This window comes from Roseibium sp. SCP14 (assembly GCF_040329475.1).
Classification (GTDB): domain Bacteria; phylum Pseudomonadota; class Alphaproteobacteria; order Rhizobiales; family Stappiaceae; genus Roseibium.
The window spans coordinates 108,307-125,132 of record NZ_JBDZYH010000014.1 but is presented as its reverse complement, the minus strand read 5'-3'; the positions used below and the strand labels follow the sequence as shown (position 1 = coordinate 125,132).

At 56.5% G+C, this 16,826-nt stretch carries 9 protein-coding genes; 2 read left to right on the top strand and 7 right to left on the bottom strand.

Annotated features, from left to right (window positions below):
- Positions 1-6,147: DUF5801 repeats-in-toxin domain-containing protein (locus ABLQ08_RS31560; protein WP_352950746.1), on the bottom strand; the 6,147-nt coding region annotated here is incomplete at its 3' end.
- A gap of 261 nt (positions 6,148-6,408) precedes the next feature.
- On the opposite strand from ABLQ08_RS31560, the gene ABLQ08_RS31555 reads away from it, so the two are divergent.
- The gene (locus ABLQ08_RS31555; protein WP_352950745.1) at positions 6,409-7,479 is read left to right on the top strand and encodes a transglutaminase-like cysteine peptidase; all 1,071 of its coding nucleotides are present in this window, start codon (positions 6,409-6,411) and stop codon (positions 7,477-7,479) included.
- 59 nt (positions 7,480-7,538) lie between these two features.
- Here the strand turns inward: ABLQ08_RS31555 and ABLQ08_RS31550 are convergent, their stop codons facing one another.
- From ABLQ08_RS31550 to ABLQ08_RS31530, 5 genes are all read right to left on the bottom strand, one after another.
- Positions 7,539-8,168: a ribbon-helix-helix domain-containing protein gene (locus tag ABLQ08_RS31550; protein WP_352950744.1), complete on the bottom strand. Its 630-nt coding sequence runs from the start codon at positions 8,166-8,168 to the stop codon at positions 7,539-7,541.
- Entirely contained in the window at positions 8,168-9,490 is a 1,323-nt protein-coding gene (locus tag ABLQ08_RS31545) for an HlyD family type I secretion periplasmic adaptor subunit (RefSeq protein WP_352950743.1), read from the bottom strand. The genes ABLQ08_RS31550 and ABLQ08_RS31545 overlap by 1 nt, the downstream gene beginning before the upstream one ends.
- Positions 9,487-11,613: a type I secretion system permease/ATPase gene (locus ABLQ08_RS31540; RefSeq protein WP_417714972.1), complete on the bottom strand. Its 2,127-nt coding sequence runs from the start codon at positions 11,611-11,613 to the stop codon at positions 9,487-9,489. Before ABLQ08_RS31540 ends, ABLQ08_RS31545 begins: the two co-directional genes overlap by 4 nt.
- A gap of 33 nt (positions 11,614-11,646) precedes the next feature.
- Entirely contained in the window at positions 11,647-13,080 is a 1,434-nt protein-coding gene (locus ABLQ08_RS31535; protein WP_352950742.1) for a TolC family protein, read from the bottom strand.
- A 170-nt stretch (positions 13,081-13,250) separates the two neighbouring features.
- A complete protein-coding gene (locus ABLQ08_RS31530; RefSeq protein WP_352950741.1) occupies positions 13,251-13,895 on the bottom strand; it encodes a L,D-transpeptidase in 645 nt (214 codons plus the stop codon).
- Positions 13,896-14,195: 300 nt separating this feature from the next.
- Here ABLQ08_RS31530 and ABLQ08_RS31525 point away from each other — a divergent pair, with 300 nt between their 5' ends.
- Positions 14,196-15,848 (top strand): NAD-dependent malic enzyme, encoded by a 1,653-nt coding sequence (locus tag ABLQ08_RS31525; protein ID WP_352950740.1) that lies wholly within the window; start codon positions 14,196-14,198, stop codon positions 15,846-15,848.
- An 85-nt stretch (positions 15,849-15,933) separates the two neighbouring features.
- Here ABLQ08_RS31525 and ABLQ08_RS31520 read toward each other — a convergent pair whose 3' ends face one another.
- A complete protein-coding gene (locus ABLQ08_RS31520; RefSeq protein WP_352950739.1) occupies positions 15,934-16,704 on the bottom strand; it encodes a class I SAM-dependent methyltransferase in 771 nt (256 codons plus the stop codon).
- Positions 16,705-16,826 lie beyond the last annotated feature (122 nt).

Below are 16,826 nucleotides of genomic sequence, written 5' to 3'. Positions count from 1 at the left end.
GGTGGAGACAAGCGGTACCCCGTCGCCATCGGCGTTGCCGGTGAAGTTGCCGTCGGTCAGGCCGCCGTCATAGGTCTGTACCATGATGGCGTCGCCATCGGTCGGCGTCACGGTCGGAGCACTTGGGGCGTCATCATCAAAGGTAATGCTCAGGGTGTTGCCGCCAACGGACGATCCATCTGCGTCCGTGATGATGTAGGTCAGATTGTCGATTGCATCGGTAGCTTCATCGTTGGGGCCTCCGGCGTGTAGCACATTGCTGACGAGCTGGACCTCGAACGCCCCCGTTGCCGGGTCTGTTATTGTCGCCGTGTAGAGGACAGTGCCCTCGCGCGCTTCACCGGTGGCAACAGTCGCGGTCACCGTTGTTGCGGTCACCGTATATGTCACATTTTCCAGACCAACGGTGCCGGAAGTTCCATCTAAGCCCGTGTCCCAGGTGAAGCCGTTTGAACCGGCACCGTCAGCGCCGACGGAACCGCCAAGCGTTCCGACAAACAGGCTCTCATCATTGAGGCCTGCGCCGCTGTCGCCAACGTCGGCGTCAAGATCACCCGTGGTACTCGCAGCATTGCCTTCAGGGAGCCCATCGTCATCGACCGCAGCGGTGGCGCTGCCACCTGTCGGGGTATTGGCATCGGTGATCTGGAAAGTGAAATCTGCAATCGCGGTGTCGCCGTCGCTGTCGGTAATCGTAAAGGTTCCCGAAATCGGTGCAGCCGGATTGGCAACAACGGGGTCGGCGCGGAACTCGTAGGTTCCATCCGCTTTTACGCGAAGATCACCTTCACCGAGATCAAGCCAGTTGGACCATCCATCGGGATTGAAGGAAACAGGAGAGCCGTCGATTGCCGTCAGTGTTGCGCCATCCGCACCTTCGGTGAAGTCAAAAGTACCGGCCAATATTGCGCCTTCCGCAACATTTTGCAGAGCCTCATCGGAGGCTGTCGGACCGTCATCCTGAACCTTGAAGACATTGTTGCCGAGGTCGATGGATGCGGTTGCCTCGTCGCCGTCCGAATCGGTGACCGTCTGGTGGATGACCAGGGTTCCATCCTGCGGATCGATGGTCAGGACAGAGGTGTCGTCGTGATCCGACCCGGGATGGGTGTCGCCTTCAGGAATGTCGCCTGCCGTCGCATGCCAGATCGGGGCATCGTTTTCCAGCGCGAAGGTGACTTCGCCTGTGACCGGGTCGATGGTGATGGTGAAGTAGGTGTCGCCACCGGTGGCACCGGTGATGACGTTGCCGCTCTGGCTGAGCAGGATTTCCGCGCCCTTGCCATCTACGGCATTCGGGTCCGTGGCAAAGAGGCCGGAGCCGATATCCTGCACGCTCAGAACGAGAGCGTAGGCTGTCGTTCCTTCACCGTCCGCGCCATAGGCCGGAGCGACGAAGTTGTCGGCCAGTCCGATAGTGACGGACTTGATGCCGTCAACACCCGAGCCCGGCGTTCCGGTAAAGACATCGGAGGATTCGTCAACGACTGCCATATCAAGGGTGGCCGCAGAATCTGCCTCGGCCTTCGGACCATCGTCCTCAACCTTGAAGACGTTGTTGCCGAGGTTGATGGATGCGATTGCCTCGTCGCCGTCCGCGTCGGTGACCGTCTGGCGGATGACCAGGGTTCCGTCCTGCGGATCTATGGCCAGGATAGAGGCATCGTCATGATTGTCGGTGTCGCCATGCCAGATCGGCGCATTGTTCTCCAGCTCGAAGGTGACTTCGCCCGTTGCCGGATCGATTGTGATGGTGAAGTAGGTGTCGCCACCGGTGGCACCGGTGATGACGTTGCCGCTCTGGCTGAGCAGGATTTCCGCGCCCTTGCCATCTACGGCATTCGGGTCCGTGGCAAAGAGACCAGAGCCGATATCCTGCGCGCTCAGAACGAGAGCGTAGGCTGTCGTTCCTTCACCGTCCGCGCCATAGGTCGGAGCGACGAAGTTGTCGGCCAGTCCGATAGTGACGGACTTGATGCCATCAACGCCCGAGCCCGGCGTTCCGGTAAAGACATCGGAGGACTCGTCAACGACTGCCATATCAAGGGTGGCCGCAGAATCTGCCTCGGCCTTCGGACCATCGTCCTCAACCTTGAAGACGTTGTTGCCGAGGTTGATGGATGCGGTTGCCTCGTCGCCGTCCGCGTCGGTGACCGTCTGGCGGATGACCAGGGTTCCGTCCTGCGGATCTATGGCCAGGATAGAGGCATCGTCATGATTGTCGGTGTCGCCATGCCAGATCGGCGCATTGTTCTCCAGCTCGAAGGTGACTTCGCCCGTTGCCGGATCGATTGTGATGGTGAAGTAGGTGTCGCCACCGGTGGCACCCGTGATGACGTTGCCGCTCTGGCTGAGCAGGATTTCCGCGCCCTTGCCATCTACGGCATTCGGGTCCGTGGCAAAGAGACCAGAGCCGATATCCTGCGCACTCAGAACGAGGGCATAGGCTGTCGTGCCTTCACCGTCCGCGCCATAGGCCGGAGCGACGAAGTTGTCGGCCAGTCCAATAGTGACGGACTTGATGCCGTCAACACCCGAGCCCGGCGTTCCGGTAAAGACATCGGAGGATTCGTCAACGACTGCCATATCAAGGGTGGCCGCAGAATCTGCCTCGGCCTTCGGACCATCGTCCTCAACCTTGAAGACGTTGTTGCCGAGGTTGATGGATGCGGTTGCCTCGTCGCCGTCCGCATCGGTGACCGTCTGGCGGATGACCAGGGTTCCGTCCTGCGGATCTATGGCCAGGACAGAGGTGTCGTCATGGTTGTCAGTGTCGCCATGCCAGATCGGGGCATTGTTCTCCAGCTCGAAGGTGACTTCGCCCGTTGCCGGATCGATGGTGATGGTGAAGTAGGTGTCGCCACCGGTGGCACCCGTGATGACGTTGCTGCTCTGGCTGAGCAGGATTTCCGCGCCCTTGCCATCTACGGCATTCGGGTCCGTGGCAAAGAGACCAGAGCCGATATCCTGCGCGCTCAGAACGAGAGCGTAGGCTGTCGTTCCTTCACCGTCCGCGCCATAGGCCGGAGCGATGAAGTTGCCGGCCAGTCCGATAGTGACGGACTTGATGCCATCAACGCCCGAGCCCGGCGTTCCGGTAAAGACATCGGAGGACTCGTCAACGACTGCCATGCCCAGTTCGGCTTCCGGATCTATCGCAGCCTGGGGACCATCATCTTCGAATTTGATCAGGCCACCGATTTCCGAAACGGCAACTTCCTGTTCGCCGATAATTTCGACAGAGGTGGAAGCTTCCGACTGATCGCCATCACCGTCCGTTGCCGTGACCTTGACGGCCAAGCCGCTGTTGGAGAGGTCCACGGCTTCGTCATAGCTGTTGAAGCCGTTGCCTTCATTTGCCTGATCGGGATGCGAAAGTGACAGATATTGTTCAACGGTCACAACACCCGTGCCCGGGTCAATCGACAGGGCAAACGCCGCCTGGCCATCAAAGGCTCCGCCGACTACCTGGCCGACTATCACCGACCCGTCACCGTGAACGTCAACCAGAGTGATTGCAGAACCATCTGTCACGCGCAGGTCCGTGAAACCGAAATCAAGGGTGAACGCGTAGGTGAGCGAACCTTCCGTTGCAGGGCCGTCGGCACCAAACAGGACCGATGCGTCAACCAACGCCACACCGGAGGCGGCTGATGCGATTGCAACTCCGCCGGTGTTGGCGACATCCGGATCGTCACCCTTGATGATCGAGCCTGTGTCAATGGTTGCGGGCACACCTGTCGATGGCGATCCAGCATTCTGATCACCTTCGTCGACGGTGATCATCGCGTCGGAATTTTCCTGAACCGAGAGGGCCGGGCCGTCATCTTCAAAACGGATTTGCCAGCCTATGAACGCCGAGGAGCCTTCCTGGTCGTCGCTGACTTCGCTTTCCGCGACAACCTGGTCGCCGTCACCATCCGTGACGATGACGGATACCTGAAGGTCGCTAGAGGCAAGGCTCACTCCCTCATCATAGCTGTTGAAACCGTTGGAGCTCGTTGCTTGGAGTGGATGATCGAGGGAAAGATACTGTTCGACCGTCAAAATGCCCGTTTCCGGATTGATCGCCAGTGCAAAGGCTGCCTGACCATCGAATTCGCCACCGGACACCTGGCCGACGATGACAGACCCGTCGCCGTTCACATCGACAAGAACGATGGCAGATCCGTCTGTGACGGTCAGGCCGGTGAAGTTCGATCCGAACGAGAGAGCGTATTGGATCGAATTTTCCGCAGCGGGACCGTCAGCCCCGAAAAATGCGGTTACGTTGACGATCGGATCGCTTGTCACCGCAGAGGCGATCGCAGCTCCGCCGGTATTGGCAACATCCGGGTCATCGCCCTTGGCAATGGAGCCGGTATCGATGATGGATGGCACGCCAGTTGAAGGACTGCTGTCGTTCTGGTCACCTTCGTCAAGAACGGCAGAGGTTTCGAAATTCGGTTCAAGGGTCGCTTGAGGGCCATCATCGTCAAAACTGAACCGGTCACCCACCGAGGCGGAGGCCTGAGCCTGGTCGCCGTCGCCATCTGTCACCGTGACTGTCACGGCCAGGTCACTGGCTGAAAGGTCTACAGTCTCGTCATAGTCGTCAAAGCCGTTGCTGGATGTCGCCTGGTCGGGGTGAGCGAGCGACAGATATTGTTCAACGGTTACAACGCCGGTGTCCGGATCGATCGACAGGGCAAACGCAGCCTGTCCGTTGAAGGAGCCGCCGGAGACCTGCCCGACGATGACCGAACCATCGCCGTTTACGTCAACAAGAATGATCGCCGATCCATCCGTTACGGACAGACCCGTGGCGTTTGATGAAAACGACAACTTGAACTGCGTGGCATCAAACGCTGCTTCGCCATCAGCACCAAAGACAGTTGTGATGTCTACCAGCGCTGCAGCAGTTGTGGCCGACGCAATGGCTGCACCACCGGTATTGGCAACGTCCGGATCATCGCCCTTGGCAATGGAACCGGTATCGATTGCGGCTGCGACTCCGGTCGAAGGTGATCCCGTATCCTGGTCGCCCTCATCCACGGCGGCTGCGACTTCGGTGTTCAGCTGAACTGAAACTGTTGGAACATCATCCAGAATGCCGACTTCAAAGGTCGTGCTTGCGGTGTCGCCGTCATTGTCGGTGACCTCAACGGTGAAGGTTTCCGTGACAATGTCCTGATCGAGAGGGTGATCGACGGCTTCGGTCACTGTATAGAAGTACTCGAACTCACCGGTTTCGGGGTTCGTGGACGTGATGGTGACGAAACCGTGGGTCCCCTCGATGACGGTTCCCGGATTTTCAAGATCGACAGGCACACCGTTGATCAGAAGCTCGGCGATGCCGTCCGGCGCGCTGATGATGATGAAGCCGGTGGACGATTCTTCCAGGTTACTGCTGTCATTTGTGCCGATACCGTCAGAAAGCTCGTCGGAACCGGCCGGTTGGCTCGGCGTTTGGTCGATCCCGGCTTCCTGGGACACTTCATCCGGGCTGATGATTGACGTTGCCAGCACGCCAATCGGGTTGTTGCCGCTTTCGCTGTCACGGCGTTCTTCGGGAAACAGTTCGCGTTGTTCCAGGACGGGGAACCGGAGTTCCGTGCGGCCCAGGAGGTCGAGAACCGGACCGGCGTCTCCGATGCCACCCGGTTGAACGAAGAAGTTGCCGCCTGCACCGTCCGGTGCCTGTGTGGCAACAAGTGTCCCATCCGGACCGGCGGCGATATCGATGCCACTGTTGGCCAGGGCTGCAACGAGTGCTTCTTGCGGAATTTCGATGCCATCGATCACAAATGTCGGCACATTGAGCGCGGCATTGCGGATGATGATTTCGGTGCCATCGGGTTGAAGCAGGATGAGATCGTCCCCGCTGATGACCACATCGTCCAGCGATGTGCCTGCCGGCAGAAATATCTGGTTTTGCTCATTTGCGGTGACGACATCGAGCGCTGCGGAAATTTCGCCTTCGCTACCTGGCGTTTCGGAAGTCGCTGCGTCGGTCGGGGCAACATCGGTTGCCTGGGCGACATCAATTGCTTCCGATTGGTCAATATTCAAAGTGCTGTCTGATGTCTGAGCGGAAATTGCCGTAGAGGAGCTTTTCAGTTCGTCAGTAGTTGAGCCAAAAGCATTTTTGAAATCTTTCGAGGACATCTCAATCTCCCTAAAGTTAACGTAGGGTAAAATCAAAATGACAAATCGAACAATAAACTTGTAACCAAATTACATAAACTTTTATGCAAAATTTCAAAAATTTAATTTATCATTAAGGCTATCGTATAAATAACTATGCGTAAGAATTAACGAGAAATTACATAAAATTTTAACTGAAACTTTTAGTTGCAGTTTGCCATCTTTCTGAACAGCCTATTAATCCGGCCGCCGTAGCCTCGTCTTCAAACGAGGTAAAGGCGTATGACCAACCCATCAGTCTTCAGGCGATTGACGTTTATCTGCACGGTTTCAACTGCAATCCTGTTCACTTCCCAGAACGGGGTAGTTGCCGCTGACGGATCGACGCTTGGGCTTCTGGATGGGGTCGAGATTGCTTCTGACAAAAGCCGGTCAATGTCGCTTGATGCGTCGGACAGAGCTTTTCCGGACATTCGGGACAAAGGTGCGGTCCGGCAGTTGGCCCTCCTCAAGGGAGGGCTTGTCTCATCCGATAGGCACAGCCGGCCGCGCCGCGCTATTCGCACTGCGGCTGTTGCAAGGCACACAATTCTGAAGTTCTACAGGGAAAGAGTTCAGCGGGAAGACGACACGCCGAAGGCTGACCGCGGGTCGGCAACGAGTTTCTTCGGGACTGCGGCGATCAGATTTTCCAACATCGGTTCCGCCAGGGAGTGGGGCAGGGTACGAGGAAAGAGAATAGACGGAGCGTCGGCTGACCTGTGTCTTTCCGCAGCCTGCCGAAAGAGGGCCGACAGAGTCAGTTCGTTTGCGGCTAAGGTCGAAGGCAAGTCCTTTTTCGTGAAACTGCAAACTGCGAATGCCCTGGTCAATCGGGTAATCGCCTATCAGGAAGATCAGGTCACCTACCGGCGTCTGGACTACTGGGCAACATCAGCTGAAACCACACGTCGTGGTGTGGGAGACTGCGAGGATTTCGCCATCCTCAAGTACAACTTGCTTCTCGCGGCCGGAGTTCCGGAGAAAAGCATGTCACTTGTTGTGCTCAAGGACATGAAGCGAGACCTCTATCATGCCGTCCTTGCAGTCAGCACCAACAAAGGGCACTACATTCTCGACAATGTCGTGAACCGGGTCTATCTGGATAGGGAAAACAGCCACTACCAGCCGCTCTATTCCTTTTCTGCGGACCGGTCCTGGCTCCATGGCAAGCCGGTGGGCAACGCTCCGCGAAGAACGGTCTCCTTCCAGAAGGTGGCGCCTGGGATCAGTCAGGCGGACGACTTTGAACTGACCGCAAGCGAGGCGCAGGGCAAAGGAACAGCCAGGATTTTTCCAGTTGTTCGTGATTGAGCCGTGTGAGCGACTGGTTTGATCGGCTGCACTGGTTCGTTCGTTGCCGGGTGCCGAGCTCAGGAAACGACAAACCCCAAAAGCATCTGGTGACGCCATTCGGGAGCCAGCATTGCATTGATGCTCCCGCGCACGCGCCTGTCGTTCATTCCCATAGCAAACCCGACCGTGATCGGCCGGTTCTGGTTTTCATTCAGACGCTCAAATAGCTCCTCCATCGGTGTGTCGATATGCAGGCGCAGTGACGGTGTCTCCCGTTGAGGGTCCATGGCGACGAAATTGGTTCTGACGTATTTCAGGAAAGCCTGATTTGTGAATTTGATCTGCCGGCTTTGCGACAGAACGAAAGCAGGTGCCGGTGTCGCGTTGAGAAGGTTCTGGATGCTGGTGCTGGAAAACCAGGTTCTGGTTTCCTCTATCTGCTCGGCAAGGGCATGAATACACACATGACGCACGCCGGATGCCAGGTTCTTGTCATTCAGATGGGCGCGCTCGACGCAGGATATGATTTCCCCGACAGTGACCTGATATTCCCTGGAGATAAACTCAAGAGCCTTCCAGAAGGAGCCTTCAAGCCGCAGGGCACGGCGTCCGTCTTCAGTGGTGACCGCCCGGAAGAAAGGCTCCGAAGCATCGGTGTGAGCCCGTTCAATCATACTTTCAAAAGTGGACATCAAATCATCGGTCATTAGCGCTCCGTGAAGGCTTCTTCCCGTGCCTTGTTAACTGGCTTGAGTAAGTATTGAAGTATGGTCTTGTGGCCAGTGAGAATATCAACGGTGCAAATCATTCCGGGTGTTATTTTGAACTGACGCCCGTTCCGTTCCAGAAAAGCCCTGTTTGTCCGTACCCGGACCTCGAAATAAGGTTCGCCTGTTCGCTCATCTACAAATGAATCTGAACTTACATTGACGACTTCGCCCTGGAGACCGCCATAGATCGAAAAGTCGAATGCCGTGATTTTAACGAGTGTTTCCTGTCCCGGAACAACAAAGGCAACGTCCCGCGGCGAAATTCGGGCTTCCACCAGAAGCTCATCAGAGGTGGGAACGACCTCGGCGACCAGATCTCCCGCGTTCACGAAAGATCCGATCGTATGAACTTCCAGCGCATTGATGATGCCGTCTACAGGAGAGCGGATATCGGTTCGTTTCACCCGGTCCGACTCTCCCACAATCGACTGTTCAAGAACGGACAGTTCAGCCAGGGCCGCGGTTTTTTCCGTCAGCGCTTCCTGCTGGAACTTCAGGTCGAGTTCCTCCAGCTGGTAAGTCGCCTCCGCAATCGCACCTTCAATCCGAGGCAGGGACTCCTCCAGGGCGTTTATCTGGCCCTGGGCGTCGGCGACCGCTCGCTGGACCCTGATGATCTCGGTTTTTGCCACAAGCCGCCTTTCTGCCATCGGCGACAGCAGGTCGAGCTCTTCCTGGCTGATCGACAGGCTTGTCTTCAATCTCTCGATGTTCGCAAGGACTTCATTTTGCTCTTTTTCGCGTTGAAGCAGACGCTGCTCCAGCACCGACCGTGTCGAGCGGAATGTATTGCGCCGGGTGCGCAAGAGGTGGTCTTCATTCTCGCAGATGAGCGGCGCATCCCTGAGAACGTCATGTGGGCACACAAAGGCAAGACCGGGAACGTTGGAGCTCTCCACGTTCAACCTTGCGACCTTCGTCTTCAGGGCCCGCAGCTTGGCCTGAACTTCTCCAAGGTCTGATGCCGTTGCCGTGTCATCAAGTCTCATGATCAGGTCTTCTGCCTGAACGCTTTGCCCGATGCGAACCGCGATCTCTTCGACGACACCCGGTTCCGTGGCCTGCACCGATTGCGTTCTGGAGGCGGGAATGACGCGTCCGTCACCGCGCGTGATTTCGTCGACCTCGGTGTAATAGGACCAGACAACAGCGGCAAACAGCAGGCCGCACAGGATGAAGACCAGCCGGCGCGGGGCTGCTGCGGTGAAATCCCGACCGCTTTTTCCGTTCCGGCTTGTCTTCGGGATCGAGCCGGTCATGGCGTCTGCTTTGCCTGTACGGATCTTGCCTGCGCTTTCATGGTTTCAAGCACCTTGTCCTTCGGACCGTCGGCAACGATCTTGCCCCTGTCGAGCACGATCAAACGGTCGACCAATTCAAGCAGACTGTATCGATGTGTTGAAATCACAAGTGTCACATCGGGCCCGAATGCCGAAGCGAGCTTGCCGATCAGGTGACGTTCCGTCGCGAGATCGAGAGCACCTGACGGTTCATCCAGAAATACGATCTGCGGTTTTGACAGGAGGAGACGGGTCATGGCCACAGCCTGTCTTTGTCCTCCGGAAAGGTTCGACCCTCTTTCGCCCACCAGAAGATCGTAGCCCCTGGGGTGCTGCATCGCGAACTCGTCGACACCTGTTTGTCTTGCCGCTTCGATAATGTCCTCGTCGCGGGCCAAGGGAGCCGCGAGTTGCAGATTGTACTTCAAGGTTCCCGTGAACAGATCCACGGTCTGCCCGACATAGGCGATGGATGCGCGCAGTTCAGCGGGATGATACTGCCTGACATCGATACCGTTGATCAGCAGCCGGCCTTCCGACACATCATAGAGATTGTTCAGGAGTCTGCCCAAAGTGGTCTTGCCCGAACCGATCTTTCCGATGACCCCGATGCGTTCTCCCGGTTTGACCTTGAAGCTGATGTTTTTCAGAACACTTGTGTCTGTTCCGGGGTATTTGAAACTTACGTCCTGAAATTCAAAATCCCCCGAAACAATCGGCCGATTGACAAAGCCGGTGCTGGCCGGCCGTTCCTCGCTTTGGTGCATGATCCCGTCGAGGATTTTCAGCGATAGCAATGCCTGTTTCATACGGGCAAGCGTCAATGCGATCTGGGAAAGCGGGGCAACGGTCCTGCTGGAAAGCATCACCGTTGCGATAATGGCTCCGGTGGTCATATTGCCTTCGGAGAACTCGTATGCGCCGGCAATGACAATGAAAACGGACACGAGTTGCTGGATCAACAGGGTCAGGTTCAGGGCATTTGAGGAGAGTGCCTTGATTTCTTCCGACGTGCTCGAGGCTCTCTTCGTCAGGAAGCTCCATTTGTCCAGGAGCGATGCTTCTGCCCGAAGAGATTTGATGGTTTCGAGTGTTGAGATGGATTCGACAAGCAATGCCTGGCGCTGCGAAGCCTCGTTGGCGGCGCGGGAGACCCTTTTGCCTATCCGGGACTGGGCAATCAGACCTGTTACCGTTGCCAGCAGAAACGCAATTGCTGGAATGATGAAAAGCCAGCCCGCAATGACATAGATGACAACAAGGAAGACAAAGACAAAAAGTGCGTCGATCAGCGTTACCAGCGTGTTGGACGCAAAGAACTCGCGGACGAATTCGATCTGGCTGACCCGGTTGGCGTATTCCCCCGTCGAGGTCGGTGAGGCCGCCATTCTGGAATGAAGAACCTTGTCGAAAAGACGGTAGGAGAGGCCCCGGTCCAGCTCTCTTCCGGTCTTGTCGATGATGGCAGATCGGGCACTCTTGAGCAGGAAGTCGAAAATCATCGCAAGGCCGACACCCAGTGCAAGTGCCAATAGCGTGGATGTCGCCTTGTTCGGCAGAACCCGGTCATACACGTTCATGATGAAGATCGGTGAGGCCAGTGCCAGCGTGTTGATGAAAAGCGCGGCAACCACAATGCTCACATATCCGCGCCAGAAGCGCTTCATCGGTCCGAACAGCCAGTGACCACGCTCGACCTGTGACGTGCCGTCCGCCAGGTTGCGATCCGCATCATTCAGATAAATCAGGAAAAGTGAAAAAGTGCCCAGGAGCCGCCGTCCCGAACTTGTTATCGCACGGATGGGTTTTGCGGGCTCAAATCGAAATGAGCCGTCATCGAACCAGCATAGACAAGGGTAATGTGCAGGATCCGACACGTCCTTGGCGCCGGCGGAAAATCTGGCCTCTACCCCGATGCGTTCCAGTATCCATCCGACATTGTCCTCAACGTCGGTGTGAAATTCAGGAACGCCCGAAAACAGCACGGTTTCCGATGTCGGGCGGCCAAAATGTCGAGCGACCGCCTTTATGGCCTGTCGAAGGCTTGGGGTATCGACCGGCTGCCTTTCGGTATCGTCTATGTCGTCTTTGTCCGATCGCAAGGCCTATCGCTCTTTCGCAGTTAGCTCTGCTGTTCAGCGAATGGGTGCCAGCAGATCCAATGGAAGACCGTTTTCCTGGCGAGACGGAACTCTTGCATAGGTTTCGGTCGGTGGAGTTGGCGGCACGTCGAAGGTTTCACGCGCGTAGGCGTCGGATTGCTGAGGTGCCGTGAGGCCGAGCGTTGTCAGAAGTGACCCGGTCGCAGCCAAAAGCTTGTAGTCAGCGAAAAGGGAGCTGAAATCAGCCGTTTGTGCCAGTACTTCAACGTTGTAGCGCGTGTTTTGAGCGTCCAGAACGTCAAGAAGCGTTCTTTGGCCGATGTCGAATTGCTCGCCGTAGGTCTTCACGAGAAGTGCACTCTGGTTGGCCTGTCGACGAAGCGTCTCGGCGATCTGCGCCTGACGGCCTCGCTGATCCCAGGAGTCCCTGACAGATTCCTCGATTTCCCGGTACGTCTGGTGGAGTGCGAGACGGGCTTCGCCGGCTCTGCGGATGTGTTCCTGTGTGTTCGCCTTGGCGATGCCGCCGTTGAATATGCGCCAGCGGCCGACAATTCTGGCCTGGAAGTCGTGCGTGCGGCCATCGTCACCGTCAATATCATAACCGGTTCGCGCCCGCCCCTCCAGAAACAGCTCCGGCAGCTGGCCGGACCGTGCCGCCCTGACCTCGGCTTCTGCGACATCCACGTCCGCAGAGGCCAGATGGACGCGTGGGTTTTGCGTTCTGGCCTTGCCGATTGCTGCGGCGAGGCTTTTGGGCAGACGCCCCTTGACGCTGGGGGGCATCGAAGGTGTCCCGATTGGCTTGCCGACCAGTTTCAGAAAGCGGATTTCAGCAGCCGACTTTTCCCTTTCGGCTTCCTGCATGCGTGCAATCGCCGCAAGAACGCGTTCGCCGACCTGTTGGCGGTCCGCTTCCGTCAGGGCGCCACTGGTTATCAGAGAGGAGACGTTGTTTTCGATCTGGCGGTGAAAGCTGAGATTTGCTGCTGTTGCCCGGAGGATTTTTTCCTGTAGCAGGAACTCCAGATATTCACGGACGACCTGAAGGCCGATGTATTCACTGCGTTCCATGACCCGGAACGAGGCGCTGTCAACGCGCGCGGCCTGCCGGTTCTTTTCTGCCAGACGGCCACCACCGTTGAAGAGAGTTTGCGTGACGATAGCTGAAAATTCTGTCGGAGTGAGCGCTTCATCTTCTGTGCCGAGGGCACGTCTTGTATCGTTGTCCAGCCTGCGAACGCCGACGGAACCTTCAAGGTCAACTCTCGGCATATACAGACCACGAGCCTGGCGCAGTTCGAACTCGACAGCCTCCCGGTTTTCTGACGCCTGACCGATTTCGGGGTTGCTTTCCACGGCTGTTCCAACCGCTTCGTGCAAAGAGATGGCATTGGCTGGTGACCAGATCGCGACAGAGCAAAGAAGGGCACCGGTGATTGCAAACTTCTTGATTGCATTAGCCATTACAACTATCCCCAGACTCGCTAAACTATTGCGCAAATTAACACATTGCTGCTGTATAGAATTAGAGACTATCCATAAACATAACCTTAAGGCAACTTGGAGAGACGCATTGGGGATAATTACTTCAGACGATGTTGCTGGTGCGCAACACTGGCAAGAGTGCTGATAATTTACTTCACGACCACGAGGTCGCCTACACGTGCTCTTTCGTAAAGATGGACAACATCTTCGTTTGTCAGGCGAATGCAACCTGACGAAACCGCCTGACCAATGGTCCATGGCTGGTTTGTTCCGTGTATCCGGTAAAGAGTGTTGCCCAGGTAGAGAGCTCGGGCTCCAAGCGGGTTCGCGATGCCTCCTTCCATGCGGGCTGGAAGAACACGCCCTTTTGCCGCTTCCCGTTTCCTCATTTCAGCGGGAGGCGTCCAGGAGGGCCACTCGGCCTTCCTGGTAATCTTTTCCTTGCCCTTCCAGGAAAAGCCTTCGCGCCCGACACCGATGCCGTATTTTGTCGCCTTGCCATCACCTTCGATGCGGTAGAGGCGGCGCGCTCCGGTATCGATAACAATCGTCCCGGGCCTGTAACTGCTTTGATAACTCACGAGTGTCCGCTCTACAGGCGCTTTGCCCTTTATTCCAAAACCTGGGCGGGGCTTGTTTCCTTTCTTTCGGATCCACTTGTTTTTTGCCGGATCGAAAATCAGAACGGACTCTGCCTGCGCCGGTGTCGAGAAATCAAAAGGGGCTGCAAATCCCAGCAGCGCCAGAACGGTAACAAACAGGGCGAGGTGGCGTTGAGGGTAGGGGAAGAACATTTTTGCTTTCACGTTTTCACCAATCCAAAAACTCAATCAAATGCCGTAGCGGAAAACAAGTTTTTCGCAGTAGATGTTGCCACCGGTTTCGTATTCAGTCCAGTCGAGGGCACAAAGCAGGCTTCCAGCCAGGTCACTTCAAGAACCGGTGTGCGATTGCGGAGCAGCGGTTGGATCAAGTCAAGCAGTTCGCGTGGGGAGCGGTTAGCGCACTCTCACGTTGCAATTGTCGTCATAAGATGTTGAGCTTTCCGGGTGAGATACATGTAATCCGTTTCCAGCGTCCCGAAAGGTCAACCGATGGGTGATACCAGTCCGGCAAACTTGCGTTATCTGACGAACCCGCTCCTGAACAAAGGCACAGCCTTTTCCTTGCATGAGCGCGAAAAGTTGGGCTTGTTGGGCCTGCTTCCGCCTCATGTAGAGACGCTCGAGGATCAGATCGATCGAGCCTATGCAGCCTTCAGCCGTGAAGAAACGCCGCTCGACAAGCATATCTATCTGCGTGGTTTGCAGGATACCAACGAGGTGCTGTTCTACGCCTTGCTGGCGAAACATCTGCCCGAGATGATGCCGATTATCTATACGCCCGTGGTGGGGGATGCGTGTAAACAGTTCAGCGAGATTTACGATCATCCACGCGGACTGATCATTCCGTATCCTGAGCGCGACTGCATCGACGACATGCTGGAGAACGCCATCCAACCGTCTGTCGAGGCGATAGTCGTGACCGACGGAGAGCGAATTCTGGGCCTGGGTGATCAGGGCGCTGGCGGCATGGGTATCCCAATCGGCAAGCTGTCTCTCTATACCGCCGCCGGGGGTATCAATCCGGCGGTGACGTTGCCGGTGTTACTGGATGCCGGCACCAACAATGAAGAGCGGCTTAACGACCCTCTCTATATCGGCTGGCGGCACGAACGTATCACCGGAGACGATTATTTCGAATTTGTTGATCTCTTCGTGCAGGCGGTAAAGCGCAAGTGGCCGAACGTACTGCTGCAATTTGAGGATTTCGCACAGCAGCACGCGGCCCCGCTGCTGGAGCGCTACCGAGATCAGCTCTGTACATTCAATGATGACATCCAGGGAACGGCCGCGGTAACCGCAGCTACTTTGCTGGCTGCGTCCAACGTCACCGGAGTTCCGCTGAAAGACGCCACGATCGCCTTCCTTGGTGCGGGATCTGCCGGCGTGGGCATCGCAGAACAGCTTGTACGACTGAAGGTCCGGCAAGGGTTGCCCGAGCCTCAGGCCCGGGAACAGATCTACATGGTGGACCGGAATGGGTTGTTGACCGATGCGATGATGGATCTTTTGCCGTTCCAGTCGCCGCTTGTGCAATCTGCCGACAAGGTGAAGGACTGGGCCGAAGATGAAATTTCATTGCTGGACGTCATCAACCAGGCCAAGCCCAACATACTGATTGGTGTCAGCGGTCAGCCGGGTTTGTTCTCAGAGCCTGTCATCCGTGCAATGGCGGCCAATTCACAACATCCCATAGTTTTGCCGCTATCAAATCCGACGTCCCGGGTTGAGGCGACACCCGAAGACATCATCCATTGGTCAGAAGGCCGAAGTTTGGTTGCAACCGGCAGTCCATTTGATCCGGTCGCTTATGAAGGCAACACTCACCACATTGCCCAGTGCAACAATTCCTACATTTTCCCGGGTATGGGGTTGGGTGTTCTGGCAGCAGGTGCGCGCCGCGTCACGGACGGTATGTTCATGGCCGCAGCCGAGGCCTTGGCGGCGCTGTCTCCCGCGCTTGATCAACGAACCGCCAGCCTGTTGCCCGATGTGGGTGACATTCGCGAGGTCAGCAAAGCCGTCGCGTTTGCTGCTGGTAAACAGGCGCAATTGGACGGGGTTGCGCCAGTTGCCGACGAGGAGGCTCTGAAAGCGGCGATAGACGCGAAATTCTGGACGCCCCACTATGAGGAGATTGCCTGAAGCGTCCCTGTTGCCGAAATTTGCGCACCGGGCAAACTTAGAGAACCGCAACCGGTGTGGCGGGTCCGTCGTTGAGGAAAATCTGTCACATCTCCGCTTCAAACCCGATTACTTGAGGCTGCTTCAGAAAACGGTCCCAGAATTCAGGTGACTTTATGCTCAAGGCATCGTTCGATATTGCGGGTTGAACCCATCTGAAGGTTTTGAATCCAGCCTTATCAAAGGCGTCCTCATAGATGGACGGGTTCAGATAATAGTTGTCGAAGGACAATTCTTTGCCATCTTCGCCAGCGAGGTGAATTGTTATCGGGTCTCCGTTGCTCCGCTCCCGGGTCGTGGTCATCCAACGTCCCAATTCGCGCCAGTTTTCGTAGGCTGTCACGTCCAGTGACATGTTGGTGTTTATCCCGACAAATCGCCCGTTGGGCCTTAGCAATCGTGCGGCGGCGGCGCATAAGGCAAGCAGTTGTTCCGAGCTGGAGGCATAGTTCAGAAGAAAAGCCCCGACCGCTATGTCATACATCCTGCCTGTTTCCAGTGTTGCAACATCGGCGATGCTGTAAGAGCAACCAAGTGGTTCGCGCTGTTCCTCGGCTTCGGCCAGGCGGATCATTTCTTCAGAAATGTCGACGCCCGCGGCGGTCGCGGCCCCCAAGCGCTTCAGTTCCCGGGTCCATCGTCCTTCGCCACAGGCGAGGTCAATTGCATCCAGTCCCTCCACATCGCCAATGAGGCCAAGGACAGTCGGCTCCACGATGTAGTGCGAAAGCGGCATTGCCTTCATTTTGCGGTAGCGTCTGGCAATCGTGTTATATGTCCGGGCCGTCTTTCGGGTGCTTTGAGTTTCATCTTGCAACGGTTCATCCTCAAAGTGTCAAGGGAAACCACGTTCAGGGGTTGGATTGTGCAATATGTTCAAACAGACACCCCACCATAGCAGGTCGCGCAGCTTTCGCGACGCCCCCCTTAAATCAGCGA

Bases quoted from the DNA above. Each gene is read 5' to 3' on its own strand.
- ABLQ08_RS31555 (WP_352950745.1), top strand. From the start codon at position 6,409: ATGACCAACCCATCAGTCTTCAGGCGATTGACGTTTATCTGCACGGTT.
- ABLQ08_RS31550 (WP_352950744.1), bottom strand. From the start codon at position 8,168: ATGACCGATGATTTGATGTCCACTTTTGAAAGTATGATTGAACGGGCT.
- ABLQ08_RS31545 (WP_352950743.1), bottom strand. From the start codon at position 9,490: ATGACCGGCTCGATCCCGAAGACAAGCCGGAACGGAAAAAGCGGTCGG.
- ABLQ08_RS31535 (WP_352950742.1), bottom strand. From the start codon at position 13,080: ATGGCTAATGCAATCAAGAAGTTTGCAATCACCGGTGCCCTTCTTTGC.
- ABLQ08_RS31530 (WP_352950741.1), bottom strand. From the start codon at position 13,895: ATGTTCTTCCCCTACCCTCAACGCCACCTCGCCCTGTTTGTTACCGTT.
- ABLQ08_RS31525 (WP_352950740.1), top strand. From the start codon at position 14,196: ATGGGTGATACCAGTCCGGCAAACTTGCGTTATCTGACGAACCCGCTC.